At 54.2% G+C, this 18,121-nt stretch carries 12 protein-coding genes; 4 read left to right on the forward strand and 8 right to left on the reverse strand.

Features of this window, described 5'->3' with window-relative positions; all coding sequences use genetic code 11:
* Positions 1-52: 52 nt before the first annotated feature.
* The 3 genes from IGQ16_RS04565 to lipA all read right to left on the reverse strand — a co-directional run bounded on the left by IGQ16_RS04565 (position 53) and on the right by lipA (position 4,343).
* Complete coding sequence (locus IGQ16_RS04565; protein WP_297039942.1) at positions 53-1,285, reverse strand: response regulator; 1,233 nt, start codon at positions 1,283-1,285, stop codon at positions 53-55.
* Between the two features lie 226 nt (positions 1,286-1,511).
* Positions 1,512-3,269 (reverse strand): iron uptake porin, encoded by a 1,758-nt coding sequence (locus IGQ16_RS04570; RefSeq protein ID WP_297060405.1) that lies wholly within the window; start codon positions 3,267-3,269, stop codon positions 1,512-1,514.
* A gap of 186 nt (positions 3,270-3,455) precedes the next feature.
* Positions 3,456-4,343 carry a lipoyl synthase gene (gene lipA, locus IGQ16_RS04575; RefSeq protein WP_297060407.1) on the reverse strand — a complete coding sequence of 296 codons (888 nt, stop codon included), beginning with the start codon at positions 4,341-4,343 and terminating at the stop codon, positions 3,456-3,458.
* 172 nt (positions 4,344-4,515) lie between these two features.
* Between lipA and IGQ16_RS04580 the strand changes: the two genes are divergently transcribed.
* The 3 genes from IGQ16_RS04580 (at position 4,516) to IGQ16_RS04590 (ending at position 8,892) form a co-directional block, all read left to right on the forward strand.
* Positions 4,516-5,484: a protochlorophyllide reductase gene (locus IGQ16_RS04580; RefSeq protein WP_297060409.1), complete on the forward strand. Its 969-nt coding sequence runs from the start codon at positions 4,516-4,518 to the stop codon at positions 5,482-5,484.
* Between the two features lie 79 nt (positions 5,485-5,563).
* Positions 5,564-7,006, forward strand: a complete 1,443-nt coding sequence (gene gndA, locus IGQ16_RS04585) for an NADP-dependent phosphogluconate dehydrogenase (RefSeq protein WP_297060411.1) — start codon at positions 5,564-5,566, stop codon at positions 7,004-7,006.
* Between the two features lie 77 nt (positions 7,007-7,083).
* Positions 7,084-8,892, forward strand: a complete 1,809-nt coding sequence (locus IGQ16_RS04590) for an ABC transporter ATP-binding protein (protein WP_051372908.1) — start codon at positions 7,084-7,086, stop codon at positions 8,890-8,892.
* On the opposite strand, the gene glgB is transcribed toward IGQ16_RS04590, so the two are convergent.
* The 4 genes from glgB to IGQ16_RS04610 form a co-directional block, all read right to left on the reverse strand.
* Positions 8,889-11,189, reverse strand: a complete 2,301-nt coding sequence (gene glgB / locus IGQ16_RS04595; RefSeq protein WP_024125970.1) for a 1,4-alpha-glucan branching enzyme — start codon at positions 11,187-11,189, stop codon at positions 8,889-8,891. The two genes, IGQ16_RS04590 and glgB, sit on opposite strands and share 4 nt — an antisense overlap.
* A gap of 83 nt (positions 11,190-11,272) precedes the next feature.
* Entirely contained in the window at positions 11,273-12,370 is a 1,098-nt protein-coding gene (locus IGQ16_RS04600) for a quinone-dependent dihydroorotate dehydrogenase (protein ID WP_024125971.1), read from the reverse strand.
* A gap of 50 nt (positions 12,371-12,420) precedes the next feature.
* Positions 12,421-12,963: a hypothetical protein gene (locus tag IGQ16_RS04605; protein WP_024125972.1), complete on the reverse strand. Its 543-nt coding sequence runs from the start codon at positions 12,961-12,963 to the stop codon at positions 12,421-12,423.
* 142 nt (positions 12,964-13,105) lie between these two features.
* Positions 13,106-13,792: an energy-coupling factor ABC transporter ATP-binding protein gene (locus tag IGQ16_RS04610; protein WP_024125973.1), complete on the reverse strand. Its 687-nt coding sequence runs from the start codon at positions 13,790-13,792 to the stop codon at positions 13,106-13,108.
* 62 nt (positions 13,793-13,854) lie between these two features.
* On the opposite strand from IGQ16_RS04610, the gene IGQ16_RS04615 reads away from it, so the two are divergent.
* Positions 13,855-16,005: an HAD-IIB family hydrolase gene (locus tag IGQ16_RS04615; protein ID WP_297060414.1), complete on the forward strand. Its 2,151-nt coding sequence runs from the start codon at positions 13,855-13,857 to the stop codon at positions 16,003-16,005.
* A gap of 47 nt (positions 16,006-16,052) precedes the next feature.
* Here IGQ16_RS04615 and IGQ16_RS04620 read toward each other — a convergent pair whose 3' ends face one another.
* Positions 16,053-18,092 carry a putative PEP-binding protein gene (locus IGQ16_RS04620; protein WP_297060416.1) on the reverse strand — a complete coding sequence of 680 codons (2,040 nt, stop codon included), beginning with the start codon at positions 18,090-18,092 and terminating at the stop codon, positions 16,053-16,055.
* Positions 18,093-18,121: the final 29 nt, after the last annotated feature.

Consider the following 18,121-nt stretch of genomic DNA (forward strand, 5'->3'; position numbering starts at 1 on the left):
CAAAGAATCAATCATTGTCAATATACTGCCATCCGCCACCCGTTGCCTGCCCCTAGGTCAAGTATTGAAACACCATTTTCAAGAGTTCTGCCTGGGTAAAGGGCTTAGTCATGTAATCCGTTGCCCCCACAAGACGGGCTTTTGCGCGGTCAATGAGTCCTGTGTTACCTGTAACCATAATTACCGGTACTGATTTAAGGCGTTCATGGTTGCGGATGACTTTACAAAACTTATAACCGTCAATATTGGGCATTCCCACATCCAAAAGAATGAGATCGGGATTAAGGCGCATCACCTCCATCAGGGCTTTTACGGAGTCATTGAGGGCAATTACCTCAAAGGCATCATCGGCTAAAAACCGCTTCATTTCATTGAGGATTGTTGGACTATCATCAATGCAGATAATCCGATAGGTGCGGTTCGCGACCTGGGAGGTAAAAAAACCACTCCCTGAGTCGCCACTTTCCTCTACCACTGTGGGTGTTGTTTCCTGCCACAAACTGAGATCAAAGTTGGGCAGTAAGTCAAAGGGATGTTGGGGTTCCCGAACCACCACAGCCCCCTTATCAATTAAGGGCAAGAGGCTGCGCACCAAAGTAATTTCATTTTGATTGAGCAGCACCGCCAAGTGGCGAAAACTAAAGCCCCGCAACAGAGAGCCCAAACGTTGCTGCTGCTCAGGCGCTAAATTCACGTGGGCACTACTAAAAAAGTAGGGACGCTGAAAGGGCGAGACAATCTTGTGGCCAAGGTTTAACCACTGCTGAATTCGCCCCTTACAGGACTCAATGAGGCGATTGGCGTCAAAGCGACTCACAATTGGAACATCAATGTAGGGCACCAATTCGTGGTGACCCCTCTTGAGATAGAGAAAGGACTCCAGGACTTCAAGAATGAGCCCCTCCACCAACTGAGAAAACTGCGCTGGGGTAATGATCTTCTGGGTAAGCAACCAGCGCAAACTCTCATATTCATAAATAGGGGTGGGGGTGTTGGCCTGTTCCCATTGCTGGCGTACTTGGGCCCGCAATTCACGATCCAAGGCGGGGACACTGTGGCTCAGTTGCCGCAAATGTCGTTCAAAGCGATCGCCCGGCTCAATTGTGTGGGTTCCATAGATAATCTCCCCGCGATCAAAGTAAAGAAACCATTTCTGGTCCCCAACGCCGACCTTAAAGCAACCGGTACCCCCTGAGGTGCTCAGCTGCTGCAGCAATTCCTCAGGCTGAAGTGTTTCTGTAGATTCCAATGTTCCCCCGCCACTCAAACCAGAATCTGATGCCATTAGATCGGTCTCCATCAGCCCAAGTCCTGCTGAGCTTCGGCAACAGCCAACGATTACCGGATAGTTAAATTATATTTAACCGCTGCTGGCAAAAAGATGAAAGAAGACTTCAGAAAAGTTAATAACTTTGACAACGGCAAGTAAACGGCCCTGGAAAAAATAAAACCCATAAAAAATCCCCCTCCGCAGGGGAGAGGGGAAAGAGCTGAAGATAAACTCCGCGGCCCTAGAACGTAAAGGTGGTACGAATCACCCCTTGAAGAATTGGCTGGCCGGAAACGACGCCGCCACCGTTAGTATTGTTGGGGTTAATAATGGCCGTGAAGATGGGCGTGATGCTAATGTTGTCGCTGATCGGGAATTTGTAGAAGGCCTCCACATTCACTTGATCGGCATTGTTGATGGGACCACCCACAGGAGCACTGTTAATAAACGGTGCCCCCGCAGCGGCAGCTAAGACCGAGCCCGGTACCAGCAAGTCTTTGTAGCCAATGCCGGCCATAAAGTTGTAGGCCATCATACCTGCTGCTGGTGCGCCGAAAATAGAGAAAGGTAGGGGCGAAACCTGTGGAAAGTAAGTACTGGGAATCCCCGCGACACCGGCACGACCAAAGATGCCCAAACGACCAAGGTTCAGCTCAAAGTTAATGCCTCCCGCTTGGGCCTCAATGCCGTAGGTCTTGGAGTAGGTACCCTGCAGCTTGACGACATAGCTGTTTTTACCACCACCAAACTTATTGGCATACTCGAGCTCCAACGACGCTTGGAAGGGATCGCCGCCAAAGCCACCCCCTGGACTTGGAGGAGCAATCCCAGCTGCAGCCCGTCCCGCTTCGGCCGCAACATACAATGCCCGCACCGTGAAGGGACCTTCGTTGGGATTCCATTGGATGGCGGCACCGGCACCTCCTAGGAAGTTCATGGCATAGGGCACAATGAAGGGATTATTCAGGAAAAAGTAGGTACCAAAGTCACTGGCGGGAGAGTTGGCCCAGCTGTTGGTGTCGATAATATCACTGGGATAAAATTGAGGGCCGGCTGTAATTGTGATGTCCTTGGTGGGCTTAAAGCTATAGGCAAGGCGGAATAGGTTGACGCCTGGACCAAAACCCGACCAGTAATACTGACTGGGGCTAAAGTAGGGCAGTGGTACTGTGAAAGGATCGGGTGGGGCACCCAGTGTTGTGGCTATTTGCGAACCCAAACCATAGGTACTAATGGCATCACGGCCAGCATTCCCTGTAGAGAGAGTGGTTTGTAGTAGGTCGGTACCTGTGAAGCTGGTATTTAGGTTCAGCAAAACCCCCGCAATGACCGTGGGGTTTGTTCGGCCGGGAGCAGGCGCCAAATTACCAGCCAAAGATGGAAGCGGGCTAGAGGGGCGGCCACCATACTGAACGGACATCACTGCCGTTCCTGTGAGTTTTGTGGTTGTCGAAAATTGCTGGGCCTCCAGTTGGGCAGTGCGGGCCTCCAGCTTATCCACACGGCCTCGCAGGGTCGCCAATTCTGCTTTGAACTCGTCCATCAATTTTTGCAGAGTGGCCAAGTCCTCCTTGGTGGCAAAGCGGTCGCTAATCACGTCAAGGCAAGCATTCAAGGCCGCTGCCATTTCATAGCGCGTGGCGGCGCGGTTGCCCCGGAAGGTGCCATCGGGATAACCGGCAATACAACCATACTTTTCCACAAGGGAGGCCAGTGCTTGGTAGGCCCAGTCGGTGGGGCGCACATCCGAAAGTTGGGACACCGAGGTCACCTGCCCCATGGTGTCTTGATTGGCCAGCAATTCATTCACCGTGCTAATGGTGCTGGAGGCATCGGCGACGGTGCTGGGGGTAGGTGGGGCTTCAGCAGCTTGAAGATTTTGGGGTTCAGCAGGAATCGGGTTTTCAAGGGGAGCGGGTTGATTGGCAGTGGCAATGCCGGCCCCGGCAACCACCCCTAATAGACTTAAGCTACCTGCTAACAAGTAGGTCTTTTTCACGAGACTACTCCTCACTCACAACGGATTAGGCTCAGCAGAATCCTTCATGAATTCTGCTACTCCTTAGTACTAGCTTACACAATGCAGCCTGAATGTGTTGCAGGCTAGTTATGCAACGTTTGGTGCATTATAGTTGCTGCCGAGGTCATTTGTCAAATAGGGTGTTGTGATTTTTTTGACATTCTACTAGTTGGCGTATAGTTGGCCTGCTTGGGCGGCATGGTAGGAGCTACGCACCAAAGGTCCCGCTGCCACGTGGGAAAAGCCCAGTTCACGGGCAATGTTAGCCAAATTCTCAAATTCTTGGGGTGTCCAATACTTCACTACGGGTAAATGGTGCAACGAAGGAGGTAGATATTGCCCCAAAGTCAGGCGATCGCAGCCCACCGCCCGCAGATCCTTGAGGGTTTGAATAACTTCTGTTTCGCTTTCTCCCAAGCCGAGCATCAAGCCGGACTTGGTGGGAATCTGAGGATTCAGTTCCTTGACGATGGCCAAGACCCGCAGTGAGCTCTCATAGGTGGCGCCGCGCCGCACAGGACCCTGTAAACGGCGGACGGTCTCTAGGTTGTGGTTGTAGCAGGCGGGCCGAGCCGCCACAATTTGGGCAATGCAGTCCCGTTGGGACACCCGGCCCCGGTCCAGGCGAAAGTCGGGGGTGAGTACCTCGATTTCTGTCTGGGGGCAGCGCTGGCGGATGGCGTGCATCGTCGCCACAAACTGACCTGCCCCCTGGTCAGCTAAGTCATCGCGAGCCACGGAGGTCAACACAACGTAGTGCAATCCCAAGGTGGCAACGGCGGCGGCAATTTTGGCCGGCTCCTCCGGATCTACGGCAGCGGGAGCCTGCCCCTTTTGCACCTGACAAAAAGCACAGGCGCGGGTACAAGTGGCACCCAAAAGTAAAAAAGTGGCAGTTTTTTGGCTGTAGCACTCACCGCGATTGGGACAGCGCCCCTCTTCACAAATCGTGTGAATTCCGTACTGACGCACTAGGCGCTGAACAGTGGAGATCTCGCTGGCTTTGCCCAGGGGCTTGCGCAGCCACGGCGGCAGGGGTTGGCAGAGCGTCATAGAGTTGGGTTAATCCTAAAAATAGGCAAAAGGCAAGCTAGATACAAAACTTGATTAACTATCGAGTCCATTTATTAAGTAACTGTAAATGATCACTGGGGGTGCTCCTAGGGGGCGATCGCTTCTATGGCAGGATCAATAGCGACGTTACCGCAAGTATGCCACAGAACCTATGAGTGATCAGCCACGCCCAACGGTCATAATTACGGGTGCATCCTCTGGAGTGGGATTGTATGCTACCAAAGCCTTAGCCAATCGGGGCTGGCACGTTGTTATGGCCTGCCGCAATCTTGAAAAAGCTGAGAAAATGGCCAAGGACATGCAGATTCCACCGGAGGCCTACAGCATTTTGCATTTGGACTTGTCTTCCTTAGCCAGCGTGCGCGGCTTCGTTGAGTCATTTCGGGCATTGAATCGCCCCCTGCGGGCTCTTGTCTGCAATGCTGCCGTCTATTATCCGCTGCTTAAGGAACCCATCTACAGTGTGGATGGCTATGAAATGACGGTAGCCACCAATCACTTGGGGCATTTTCTTTTGATCAATCTCCTGCTAGAAGACTTGAAAAATTCTCCCGAAAGCGATAAGCGCTTGGTGATTCTCGGTACGGTGACGGCCAACCGCAAAGAATTCGGCGGGAAAATTCCCATTCCGGCCCCCCCTGATTTGGGGAACCTCGAGGGCTTTGAAAAGGGCTTTAAGAAACCCATTGCCATGATTAACGGTAAGCCCTTCAAATCGGGCAAGGCCTACAAAGACAGCAAGCTCTGCAATATGCTAACGGCACGGGAACTGCATCGTCGCTTCCACGAGAGCACCGGAATTGTTTTTAGTTCCCTTTACCCGGGTTGTGTGGCCGACACGCCTCTGTTTCGCCACCACTTCCCCCTCTTTCAGAAGCTCTTCCCCCTCTTTCAAAAGTACATTACGGGTGGTTATGTTAGCCAAGAAACAGCGGGGGAGCGGGTAGCAATGGTCGTGGCAGACCCTGACTTTCGTCAGTCGGGGGTGCACTGGAGCTGGGGGAATCGCCAAAAAGAAGGCCGCAAAGCCTTTGTCCAAGAACTCTCGGCAGAGGGCAGCGATGAGCAAAAAGCCCGCCGTCTTTGGGAGTTGAGCGAAAAACTGGTGGGATTGGCCTAAAAGTTAATACCTTCTTCCATTCCACTGGCTGAGCTTGCCGCTATGGTGGAAGTGATCCTTGCCATTGCAGGACGGATGTATGTCACAGCAAGATTTCGGCGTTATTGGCCTCGCCGTCATGGGGGAAAACCTTGCCCTCAATGTGGAGCGCAATGGATTTTCCGTGGCGGTTTATAATCGCACACCCGCCCGCACCGAAGCTTTCATGGCCGAACGAGCCGCAGGCCGTTGCTTCAAGGCCACCTATAGTCTTGAGGAATTGGTTGCCTCCCTGTCGCGGCCGCGCCGCATTTTGGCAATGGTCAAAGCAGGGCAACCTGTGGATGATCTGATCCAGCAGCTCAAGCCCCTCCTTGAACCCGGCGATATCCTCATTGATGGTGGCAACTCCCTCTATACCGATACTGAACGCCGCGTTGCCGAAATGGAGGCGGCGGGACTTTGCTTTTTTGGTATGGGGGTCAGCGGTGGTGAAGAGGGTGCCCTCAATGGCCCAAGTCTCATGCCTGGCGGCAGTCGTGAAGCCTACCAAGCCCTCGAACCCATTCTCACCAAAATTGCAGCGCAAGTGGATGATGGCCCCTGTGTCACTTACATTGGACCAGGGGGGTCGGGTCACTTTGTCAAGATGGTGCACAACGGTATTGAGTATGGCGATATGCAGCTCATTGCCGAGGCCTATGACCTACTAAAAAACCTTCTTGGCCTTAATCACCAGCAACTCCATGAGGTCTTCAAAAGCTGGAATGAAACCCCTGAACTTAACTCATTTTTGATTGAAATTACCAGCCAGATTTTCACCTATATTGACCCAGAAACCCATTTGCCCCTTGTGGATGTGATTGTGGATGCGGCAGGTCAAAAGGGAACTGGTCGCTGGACGGTGGAAAGTGCTCTTGAGATGGGGGTGGCGATTCCAACCATTGCCGCTGCCGTGAATGCTCGCATCATGTCCTCTATCAAGGCCGAACGGATGGCGGCTGCCCAAGTGCTCCCTGGTCCTGCGGCTCACTTTAGCGGCAATGCCGAAGAATTCATTGCCAAAATTCGCGATGCCCTCTACTGCTCGAAGATCTGCTCCTATGCCCAAGGCATGGCCCTGATTGCCAAAGGCTCCCAGGAACTCTTTGATAACCAACTGAACCTGAGTGAGATTGCCCGCATTTGGAAAGGGGGCTGCATTATTCGGGCTGGCTTCCTGAATAAGATTAAGCAGGCCTACGGCGAAAATCCTCAATTGGCCAATTTGCTGCTGGCGCCAGAGTTTCGCCAGACCATCTTGGATAAGCAGGCGGCGTGGCGGGAGGTTTTGGTGGAAGCGACCCGTGCGGGGATTGCTGTACCCGCCTTTGGTGCCTCCCTAGAATACTTCGATAGCTATCGGCGCGATCGCCTGCCCCAAAATCTCACCCAAGCGCAGCGGGACTTCTTTGGTGCCCATACCTACGAGCGAATCGATAAACCGGGAACCTTCCATACGGAGTGGGTACCGATTCGGGAGGCGGGCAAAGCTTCTGTTTGAGAGGCAGGCAGTAGATTGCAGACGTAGTCCCCCAAGTGGACAGTTCTTTAGCCTATCTTAAGAATGAGGCGAGCTATCTGCTTGCTGCCGATTGTCCTGCACTTTGGGGAGACCAAGAAGCCTTGCATCCGTTTCTACGACTCCTACACCACAGCCAGCGCTACCAACGCCAAGTGGGGTTTGCCTCCCTCTCCTCTATCCTAAATAAAATTTTTGATCTGGCTCCCCCCGTTCTGATTGGGATTGCTGTGGATTTAGTGGTGAAGCGGCAGGATTCCCTCTTTGCTCGCTGGGGGCTAGCAAGCTTTGAGCAGCAACTCTTGACCTTAGCGGGTCTATCGTTTGTGATTTGGAGCTTGGAGTCGCTCTTTGAGTATGCCTATGCCCGCAGTTGGCGCAATTTAGCCCAGCAGATCCAACACGACCTGCGCCTTGAGACCTATGCCCATGTCCAAGAAATGGATTTGGCCTTTTTTGAGGAGCGCAGCAGTGGGGTATTGCTCTCGATTCTCAATGATGACATTAACCAACTGGAGCGATTTTTGGATGGCGGTGCCAATGAGGTGTTGCAGGTAACAACCACCGTCTTTGTTATTGGTGGCATTTTCTTTTATTTGGCACCCAATGTCGCAATCTGGGGAATGCTGCCGATGCCCCTGATTCTCTGGGGGTCGGTGATCTTTCAGCGGCGACTGGCACCTCGCTATGCAGAGGTGCGGGAAAAGGCGGGACTCCTCAATGAACGCTTGGCCAACAATATTACGGGCATTCAAACGATCAAGAGCTTTACGGCTGAGCTCTACGAACTGGAGCGCCTGCGCTGGGACAGTGAAGCCTACCAACAGAGTAATCGCCGCGCCATTCGCCTCAGTGCTGCCTACATTCCATTGATCCGCTTTGTGATTCTATTTGGTTTTACGGGAACCTTGGTACTGGGGGGCTTTGCTGCTTTTCAGGGACGCTTGGATGTGGGGGCCTATAGCACGATGGTCTATCTGATTCAACGCTTGCTCTGGCCGCTGACCCGTTTGGGGGAAACACTGGATCAGTATCAACGAGCCATGGCCTCAACGCAGCGGGTGCTGAATTTACTGGAAACGCCGATCGCGATTTGTCCGGGCGATCGCCCCCTTGATCCGCACCATGTCAAAGGGGAGGTACGTTTTGAAGCGGTCGGCTTTGCCTATGCTGGCCGTGCCTCCGTGCTGAAAAATGTGAGCTTACACGTCCCTGCAGGTCAAACGATCGCCATTGTCGGCTCCACGGGATCCGGCAAAAGTACCCTTGTGAAATTGTTACTGCGATTCTATGAAGTCCAAGAGGGGTGCATTCTCCTTGATGGCGTGGATATTCGCGAGTATCGCCTGCGGGATTTGCGCAGAGCCATTGGCTGGGTGAGCCAAGATGTCTTTCTCTTCCACGGCACCGTGTTTGAAAACATTGCCTATGGCAGTCCGGAGGCAACCCGTTCTGAGGTGATCCGGGCAGCAAAACTGGCTGAAGCCCATGACTTCATTGAGCAACTGCCCCAGGGCTATGACACGGTGGTGGGGGAGCGGGGCCAAAAACTCTCCGGTGGTCAGCGGCAACGGCTGGCGATCGCCCGTGCCCTTCTCAAAGATCCGCCGATTCTGGTGCTCGATGAAGCCACATCCGCCGTGGATAACGAAACCGAAGCTGCCATCCAGCGATCGCTAGCCCAGATTACTGCCCATCGCACCACCATTGCCATTGCCCACCGCCTCTCCACCATTCGCCACGCCAACTGCATCTATGTCCTTGAGGGAGGTGAAATTGTGGAGCAGGGGACCCACGAAGCCCTCCTGGCTCAGCAGGGGGTTTATTACAGCCTTTGGCAAGTCCAAGCAGGAATTCTGGAAACTTAGGACTTAAGGTTATAGCGGGCCCGCTCCGCCGCCGTCTTCTCACGATCCAGTTTCAAAATCAGCACCGCCAAGGGGGGCAAACACAGATCAAGGGAATAGCGGCGGTTGTGGTAGGGCCACTCATCCGCCCACTTGCCGCCTAAGTTACCCATATTGCTGCCGCCATACTCGCGGGCATCACTGTTAAACAATTCCCTATAGAAACCATGCTCCGGCACCCCGATACGATAGTGGCTATGGGGCTGTGGTGTAAAGTTACAGACGACAACGACAAAATCTTGGTAGTCCTTGTCCCAGCGGATGAAGGACACAACGCTATGGCGGTTGTCACTACAGTCAATCCACTCAAAGCCCTCCTGTTTGAAATCTTGGGTATAGAGGGCCGGTTGGGAACGGTAGAGGTGATTCAGATCTTGAAAGAAGCGTTTGGTTTGCTGATGGGGCTCGTATTGTAGCAGGTGCCACTCCAGATCGCTCCAGACATTCCACTCGCTCCATTGGGCAAACTCCATCCCCATAAACATGGTTTTCTTGCCGGGGTGGGTGAACATATAGGCAAACAAACAGCGCAGGTTCGCAAATTTCTGCCAGCGATCGCCCGGCATTTTGCCAATAATGTGACTCTTGCCGTGGACCACCTCATCGTGGGAAAGGGCCAGCATGAAGTTCTCGCTGTGGTGGTACCACATACTGAAGGTGACATTGTTGTGATGGAACTGGCGGAACCACGGATCCATGCTGAAGTAGTCAAGCATATCGTGCATCCAACCCATGTTCCACTTCAGGTTAAAGCCCAATCCCCCCATGTAGGTCGGCCAGGAGACCATCGGCCAGGCTGTTGACTCCTCAGCAATCGACAGAATCCCCGGAAAGTAGCTAAAGATCACGTGGTTGACTTGGCGCAGGAAGTTGGCCGCTTCTAAATTCTCCCGTCCACCGTATTCATTGGGTACCCACTCTCCCTCCTTGCGGCCATAGTCGAGATAGAGCATCGAGGCCACGGCATCCACGCGAATACCGTCAATGTGGTACTTGTCAAACCAAAAGAGGGCATTGGCCACCAGAAAATTGCGCACTTCGTGGCGACCATAGTTAAAGACTAGGGTGCCCCATTCCTTGTGTTCGCCCTTGCGGGGATCCGCGTGTTCGTACAGATGGGTGCCATCAAAGAACGCCAGCCCATGGCCGTCCTTGGGAAAGTGCCCCGGTACCCAATCGACAATGACGCCAATGCCGTTTTGGTGGCACTGATCCACGAAATACATAAAGTCGTGGGGACTGCCATAGCGGGATGTGGGGGCATAGTAGCCAGTCACTTGGTAGCCCCAAGAGCCATCGAAGGGATGCTCAGCAACGGGCAAAAGTTCAATGTGGGTGTAGCCCAATTCCTTGACGTAGGGAATAAGTTTGGCCGCCAATTCACGATAGGTGAGAAAGCGTGCCCAGGGCTTGAGTTCTGCCACCTGTACGGGTTCTTGGGGTTGGCCATCGGCCCCAATGGGGGGATCCTCCATGGAGGCATGGAGCCACGATCCGAGGTGCACCTCATAGACAGAAATCGGTTGGGTAAGGGGGTCGGTGTGGCGCCGTTTTTCTAGCCAGTCGTTGTCGCCCCATTGGTAGCTATTGAGGTCGGTGACAATGGAAGCAGTCTTGGGACGCGGTTCTTGGTAGAAGCCGTAGGGATCTGATTTTTCGTAGATGTGGCCCTCTTGGTTCTTAATTTCGTACTTATAGTGCTCGCCGACACCCAACCCGGGGATAAAGAGTTCCCAGATGCCATTGCCCCGTCGTGCCATTTGGTGTTTGCGGCCATCCCAGTGGTTAAAGTTACCAATGACAGAGACATTGCGGGCATTCGGTGCCCAGACGGCGAAATACACCCCCGCGACGCCATCGACTGTGAGCAGGTGTGCCCCTAGTTTTTCATAGATGCGGTGGTGATTACCCTCGGCAAAGAGATGAACATCAAAATCCGTCAGCTTTGGAGAGCGGAAGGCATAGGGGTCATAGATAACCCGCTCGTGGCCATTTTCGCAGATTTTTAGTTGGTAGTTATTGAGTTCTGCTACGGGAATATGGCACTCGAAGAAGTGGGGGTGGTGCACCGACGTCATCGGATATTCTTGCCGCTGCTCGGGACAGAGGACACTCACCCGCTCGGCATTCGGTAAGTAGGCACGTACCGCCCACACGGATTGGCCATTTTCCTGAATCTGATGACATCCCAAAATTTCAAAGGGATCGTGGTGCTGGTTGGAAACAATGCGGTCAATCTGCTCGGGCGAAACGGTCATATTTTTATACTTTCGTAAAATATAGGGACAATACTATAGAAAAGTTAACAATCAGAATGCTCCCCTTGACAAGGGTATGAAGGCTATTTCTCTGGTTTCTCTGGATCGGCTGCGTGGGCTAAGAGTCCTTTGAGTAGCTCCCGCAATAGGCTCGGTCCTTGGTAAATCCAACCGGTGTAGAGTTGCACTAGTGTTGCACCGGCCGCCAGTTTTTCAATGACATCCTCGGGCGTGAAAATCCCCCCTACCCCAATGATCGGCAGAGTGCCTTGGGTCTGCTTGTGGATAAAGCGAATCACGGCGGTAGCGCGATCGCGCAAAGGGGCGCCACTGAGACCGCCGGCCTCCGCCGCGGGCGATCGCCCCGTCTGAGGAATAGTCTGGCTTTTCAGCCCCTCCCGTGCCACGGTGGTATTGGTGGCTACAATCCCGGCAAGTTCATAGGCCTGCAGGAGATCAAGAATGGCAGCAATCTGTTCCCAACTCAAATCGGGGGCAATTTTCAGCAGCAGGGGCTTGCGGGGGTGATTGGCGGTTTGGAGCGTTTCCAAAATGGGTTCCAGTTGTTCCTTGGCTTGCAGGTCCCGCAGTCCCGGTGTGTTGGGCGAACTCACATTAATCACGAAATAATCCCCCAGGGGATGGAGGCGGCGAAAACTGGCTAAGTAATCCTCTTTGGCGGCCTCCAAAGGGGTAATTTTTGATTTGCCTAGGTTAATGCCGATGGGAATATTGGGTGGGGGCGATCGCTCTAAGGAGGCAGCCATCGCCTCTGCCCCAGCATTATTAAACCCCATGCGATTGATGACAGCGCGATCGGCCCCTAGGCGAAAGAGGCGCGGCCGAGGATTGCCCGGCTGCGGATGCCACGTAACGGTGCCCAATTCAGCAAAGCCAAAGCCAAAGGCCGACCAGACACTGCGGGCAACCCCATTCTTATCAAACCCCGCTGCCAAACCAATGGGGTTCGGAAAGCGCAACCCCCACACCTGCCGCTCTAGGCGGGGGTCTGAAAGGGCATACCGTTGCTGGAGTTGTTGCCGTAGCCAAGTGCCTAGGGAACGATCTTGATTGAGCCACCCACAGAGAGAGATAAACTGCTGATGCAAAAATTCTGGATCCGCCTGCAACCCAGAAAAAAGCAGTGGCCGCAGCAGGTGCCGATAGGGATCAATGGCCATCTAAACTGCCACTGCCTCACCTAAAAGGGCAAACTGGCAACACGGTCACCCTAGTCCAGATAGCCCATGAGGACAGGGGAATCATCAATGATATTGGAGGCAATGGGACGCTCTCCAGCGGAATAGTAGGTTTCAGCAATGTGTAGGCCACTGGTGGTAATCGGACGAATGCCCATCCAATTCACTGTCTCAACAATTTCAAAGTCATCCGCCGCCACTGGCCGCACCCCCATGATGTTGAGGGTTTCAACCACCCGGAAATTGGTTGCCACAATGGGGCGAATACCAGCGGAGTTGATGCTGTCGTAGATTTGCAGGCCACTGCTGAGCACAGGCCGCTCACCGGCATCTTTGATCATGTGCACCACTTGCACCGGACTGGCCTCAATGGGGCGTAGGCCGGCACTATTAAAGGTTTGCCACACCACAATGTCACTGGCTTGGGTGGTGCCGGCGGGGGCAAGCGCCGTTTTTTCGGCGAGGGAGACCATTTGACCGCTATTTTCCTTGGTGGGCGGATTGCTGCGACGGGCGGGACGACCAGCTTTGGCTGTGGGTTCTTCGGGGGGTGGGGTTTGGGGGGGTTCAGTCATGGCGATCGCTCCTAATGCAACAGTTCAATCCTACAGGTGAATTCCTATGCAAGTATTCTATATCTTTAGTTTTTGATCATAGCAGCCAAAGCAGGGGCCAGCGGTTTGAAAAATCGCTTTTGGTGAAGGAACGGTTGGCTCTTCAAGCGTGCAGCAGAGGAATCATATCGGTGGGTGCCCCTTGGCCAATCACTTTGCCGCGATCGAGAACAATGGCACCATCCGCTTGCGCTAGTTCATCGAGGCGATGGGTGACCCACAGCGCCGTCATCCCTTGAGTGTTGACCAGTTGGCGCACATAGCCCAAGAGTTCCCGCTGGCTATCGGGGTCAAGGAGTGCCGTGGGTTCATCGAGCAACAGCACCCGGCAATGGCGAGCAATCGCCCCGGCAATAGCTACCCGCTGTTTTTGGCCACCACTGAGGGCATAGATGGGACGGCGTTCTAGCCCCTGTAAATTTACCGCTTGCAGAGCAGCACTGACGCGCTCACGCACCTGCCAATAGTTCAGAGCTTCACCATTGAGACTAAAGGCAATATCGGCACCCACACTCGGCATCACCAGTTGGTGATCGGGGTTCTGGAAGACAAAGCCAAGGGGCTGCTCTACATAGACTTCACCCCTTTGGGGCTGCAAAAGTCCCCCCAAAATACGCACCAGTGTTGACTTACCACTACCATTGCGGCCTAGGAGCATCCACAGTTGCCCCCGCGGGATTTCTAACGATACCTGATCCAGCACTAAAACCTCTGGCGACCAGCCAAAGGAGACCTCTTTGAGATGAATTGCTGTGGAGATTGCCGCCATGGGTTTTTGGACAATACTCATGGTTTTCGGTAGGGTGATGATGATCCCCAATTGGGTTGTTGGGCACCAAGTAAGGAGCGGCTATGCAAGAGGAATTATACATTGTCCTCATCAGCATTCATGGTTTGATTCGGGGCGATCGCCTTGAACTGGGGCGAGATGCCGATACGGGAGGACAAACGCGCTATGTGGTCGAACTGGCAAAAACCCTTGCAGCCCATCCCCGTGTTGCACAAGTGGATTTGGTCACTCGTCTAATTCCCGATGCCAAGGTCAGTCCCGACTATGCCCAGCCCATTGAGCGAATTAGCGATCGCGCCCGCATTGTCCGTCTGGCCTGTGGTCCGCGCCGCTATTTGCGCAAAGAAGTGCTTTGGCCCTATCTAGATGTCTTTGCCGATGAACTGTTGCGCCATCTCCGCCAAAGTGGGCGCATGCCCGATGTCATCCACAGTCACTATGCCGATGCGGGTTATGTGGGCTGCCGTGTGGCTGGCTGGTTGGGGGTTCCCCTTGTGCACACTGGGCATTCCCTCGGACGGGTCAAGCAACAGCGACTCCTGGCCCAGGGCGGTAAACCCGATGCCCTTGAAGAGCAGTTTCACTTTACGACGCGCATCGAAGCCGAAGAACAAACCCTTGCCAGTGCCGCACTCATTATTGCCAGTACCCACCAGGAAGTCGAAGAGCAGTATCGCCTCTACGATCAATACGACCCGGCACGGATGGCCGTGATTCCACCGGGGGTAGATACCAGCCGCTTCTATCCAGCCCCGGTTCCAGCCGATTTACCGTTTCGCAAGGAATTGCGTCGCTTTTTGCTGGAGCCGGAAAAGCCCTTTATCTTTTGCCTCTCTCGACCAGTACCACGTAAGAATGTGGCTGCCCTGCTCAAGGTCTATGGCAGCGATCCCTTTTTGCAGGAGCGAGCAAATCTCGTTTTAGTTCTCGGCAATCGCACCGATATTAGCAAGATGGAGGCCAGCCCTCGCCAAGTATTGACGGAAGTCTTTTTGCTGGTGGATCGCTATGATCTCTATGGCAAAGTCGCCTATCCGAAAACCCACACGAGTGATGAAGTCCCCGATCTGTACCGTTTAGCCGCGCAGCAACGGGGGGTTTTTATCAATCCTGCGCTGACGGAACCCTTTGGCCTGACCCTCATTGAAGCGGCTGCCTGTGGATTGCCGATTTTGGCCACAGCGGATGGCGGGCCGCAGGAGATTATCCGCCACTGTCGCAATGGCTTGCTCTTTGATGCCCTTGATCTAGAAGCAATTCGCAGCGCTCTGCATCAAGCCTTTCAAAGCGATAGTCAGTGGCAGATTTGGGCAGACAATGGCCTGAAGGGGGTACAGGCCCACTACTCTTGGCGCAGTCATGTGGAGGCCTATTTGCAGGCCCTTGATCAACTGGCGGCAAAATCGGTGTTGCCCGTGTTGAGTGTGCAACGGCAACCGCTTCAGTGCCAGACTCATCAACTGCCAACCACCCTGACACGGAACCGCCTGCTCACCCTCGAACGCCTGTTGATTAGTGATATTGACAATACCTTGATTGGCGATCGCGCGGCCCTTGAGCGACTATTAACCCTTCTCCAACGCCGTCCCGAAATGGGTTTTGGGGTGGCAACGGGGCGTCACCTAGAAATTACCCTAGAGGTGCTCCATGAATGGGGGGTGCCCATCCCCGATGTTTTAATTACATCCGTGGGCAGTGAAATTTACTATGGCCCGCACCTGGTTCCCGACACCAGTTGGCAGCAGCACATTAGCTATCGCTGGGAACCGCAGCGGGTCAGAGACACCCTCGCCGCTGTGGCCGGCCTAAGGCTGCAACCCCCTGAGAATCAACGCTCCCACAAAATTAGCTACAACGTTGACACCACTGTTCTCCCCAGCATTACACCAGTGCTGCGGCTGCTGCGGCAGCAGAAACTCCATTGTCGGCCGATTTTCTCCCACAATCAGTTCTTGGATATTTTGCCCCTACGTGCTTCCAAAGGCGATGCTCTGCGCTATCTGGCCCTGAAGTGGGGCTATCCGCTGCAAAAACTGTTGGTGGCTGGCGATTCTGGCAATGACGAGCAAATGCTGACGGGGAATACCCTTGCTGTTGTTGTGGGCAATCACAGTCCGGAATTGGAAAAGCTGCGCGATCGCCCCCACATTTACTTTGCCAAGGGTCACTATGCCCAAGGGATTCTGGAAGCCATTGAGCACTACGGCTTCTAAGCAGCCATCCAGTCAGATTCCCCAGGGGGATAGTCGGCAGAGGGGCCCTAGAGGTAACTCAACACTTGGCTAACCACTTCTGGGCTCACGGAAATACTGTCAAGGCCCAAGTCAATTAACCACGGCAGCCAATGGGGATAGCGGGCGGGGGCTTCACCACAAAGACTGCAGCCTAAATGATGCACTTTGGCGCCTTGAATCAGTTGGGCGATCGCCCCCTTAACGGCAGGATGGTCTTCATTTAATTCGGGTAGGGCCGTTTCGCGATCAATGCCCAAGAGCAGTTGGGTGAGATCATTGGTGCCAATTGTAATTCCCGCAACGCCAAGATGGGCTAGATCAGCCAGCAAAAATAGAATAGCCGGCACCTCCGCCATCACCCACAATTCCACACCCGCATTGAGTGTAAGACCATGCTCCGCAAGTGCTTTTTGACAGTAGACCACTTCACGGACACTGCGGACAAAGGGCAGAACAATGCGTAAAGGGCAGGTTTCTAAACGGTGGGCGATCGCCAGCGCCGACAGCTCCAAGTGAAATAGTTCCGGACAATGGAAATAGCGACTCACGCCCCGCAGCCCCCAATCTGTTTCCGGTTCAAAGCGATGTCCCCCCAACAGTTGCCGATAATCTGCTGGCCGTAAATCTAACGTGCGATAAAAGAGGGGACGGGGGGCGATCGCCCGCATAAATTCACCCAGGTGCTGCACCCAGCGATCGCGCAACTGCTCAGCTTCCCCCTGCTCCAACCAATGACAGGGATGGCGATGCTCCAAAAAAGCCAGTAACATCAGCTCTGAGCGCAACAGGCCAATGCCATCGCAGGGAAGCGATCGCAATAGTCGTAGGGCACTGACTTGACTCACATTGACCATGACCTGCAAGGGCAATTGCTTCACCGCCGGGGGTGAGGGCGTTTGCGGAGGGGGGGTAGCCACCACCGGCAATGGCTCTGGGGGCAGTTGATAGATAGCTCCCCGGTGACCATCAAGAAACAGTGTCATTCCCGAACGAATCTGCTGTGTGGCATTGGCCACATCCACCACCGCTGGCCGTCCCAATTCCCGTGCCAGAATTGCCCCATGGCTCGTTAGCCCTCCCTGCTCACAAATCACACCAACGGCAGCATTCACGAGGGGCAACCAGTGGGGAGGAATACTTTTGGTCACCAAAATCCGTCCAGCCACAGCAGCCGGGGCACAGGGGTCGGTGACCACAATGGCAGGGGCGATCGCCTGCCCTCCAGCAGCGGGAATTCCTTGCGCGAGTAGAGTATGCTCCACCGCCTGCGGCAAGGGGGCAACCGGCAGAGGCTCCGGCAAACACTGTCCCCACCAAACCTGTGTCTGGCTGCGATGCCAAAGCCAGAGATGGGACGCTGCCCCGCGACAGGCCTGCTGCAAGTGGTGCTCCTCTGCGGGCGTCAGCTCAATTCCCCTTGGGGGCAGGGGAATGCCTTGATGGGGTAGAGCCACACCGCTGGCGATCGCCTTCAACGTCGGCTCCCTCCCTATCCACCAACCTGAAGCAACAATGGCACTTAGGGGGTAAAGCAAGATCACCCCCTTGAGCTGACAAAAATCCCATCCCTGCTGCCAATAGGTATAGAGATTCTTGGCTTGAACAAGGGCAGCAAAGGCAGCTTCGATCACCTGATGACACAGGGGCAAACTGGGACGGTTTAAGACTGTGCCACGACCTAGCCCCCAAGGTAAGTCCACAGCACCCTGCCAAAGATAGGTGGTGAGAACCAGATGGGAGTCTCCCCCCTGTTGTTGCCAAAAGTGATGACACTCAGCAAAAATTGTTTCTAACTCTCCCACATCCAAGGGCGGTAATTGATCGGTCATCTCCAGAGCCAGTGCCTTGAAATCCGCGGCAGTGGGAGGTCGCTCCTGCCAGCGATCGCAGGCTGCTTGCCACAGGGGAATGGCGCCAGCGCGCAACTGTTGCCAGACACTAGTAGAAATCAACCACACAGGATGAGGCGGTGGCAAGACTTGTTGCGTCTTTTGCAGGGCAACCAACGTTGGGGAAAGGGCTTCCGCTGGGTACTGCTGTAGGGGTTCCAGAAGGAGTGATGTCACAAACGCATTTCCTTAATCGTCTCCTGAAT

This window comes from Thermosynechococcus sp. M3746_W2019_013 (assembly GCF_015296045.1).
Lineage (GTDB): Bacteria > Cyanobacteriota > Cyanobacteriia > Thermosynechococcales > Thermosynechococcaceae > Thermosynechococcus.

Excerpts from the sequence above, each read along its gene's own strand:
- IGQ16_RS04565 (WP_297039942.1), bottom strand. The coding sequence starts at position 1,285 with ATGGCATCAGATTCTGGTTTGAGTGGCGGGGGAACATTGGAATCTACA.
- lipA (WP_297060407.1), bottom strand. The coding sequence starts at position 4,343 with ATGACGCTCTGCCAACCCCTGCCGCCGTGGCTGCGCAAGCCCCTGGGC.
- IGQ16_RS04580 (WP_297060409.1), top strand. The coding sequence starts at position 4,516 with ATGAGTGATCAGCCACGCCCAACGGTCATAATTACGGGTGCATCCTCT.
- gndA (WP_297060411.1), top strand. The coding sequence starts at position 5,564 with ATGTCACAGCAAGATTTCGGCGTTATTGGCCTCGCCGTCATGGGGGAA.
- glgB (WP_024125970.1), bottom strand. The coding sequence starts at position 11,189 with ATGACCGTTTCGCCCGAGCAGATTGACCGCATTGTTTCCAACCAGCAC.
- IGQ16_RS04600 (WP_024125971.1), bottom strand. The coding sequence starts at position 12,370 with ATGGCCATTGATCCCTATCGGCACCTGCTGCGGCCACTGCTTTTTTCT.
- IGQ16_RS04605 (WP_024125972.1), bottom strand. The coding sequence starts at position 12,963 with ATGACTGAACCCCCCCAAACCCCACCCCCCGAAGAACCCACAGCCAAA.
- IGQ16_RS04610 (WP_024125973.1), bottom strand. The coding sequence starts at position 13,792 with ATGAGTATTGTCCAAAAACCCATGGCGGCAATCTCCACAGCAATTCAT.
- IGQ16_RS04615 (WP_297060414.1), top strand. The coding sequence starts at position 13,855 with ATGCAAGAGGAATTATACATTGTCCTCATCAGCATTCATGGTTTGATT.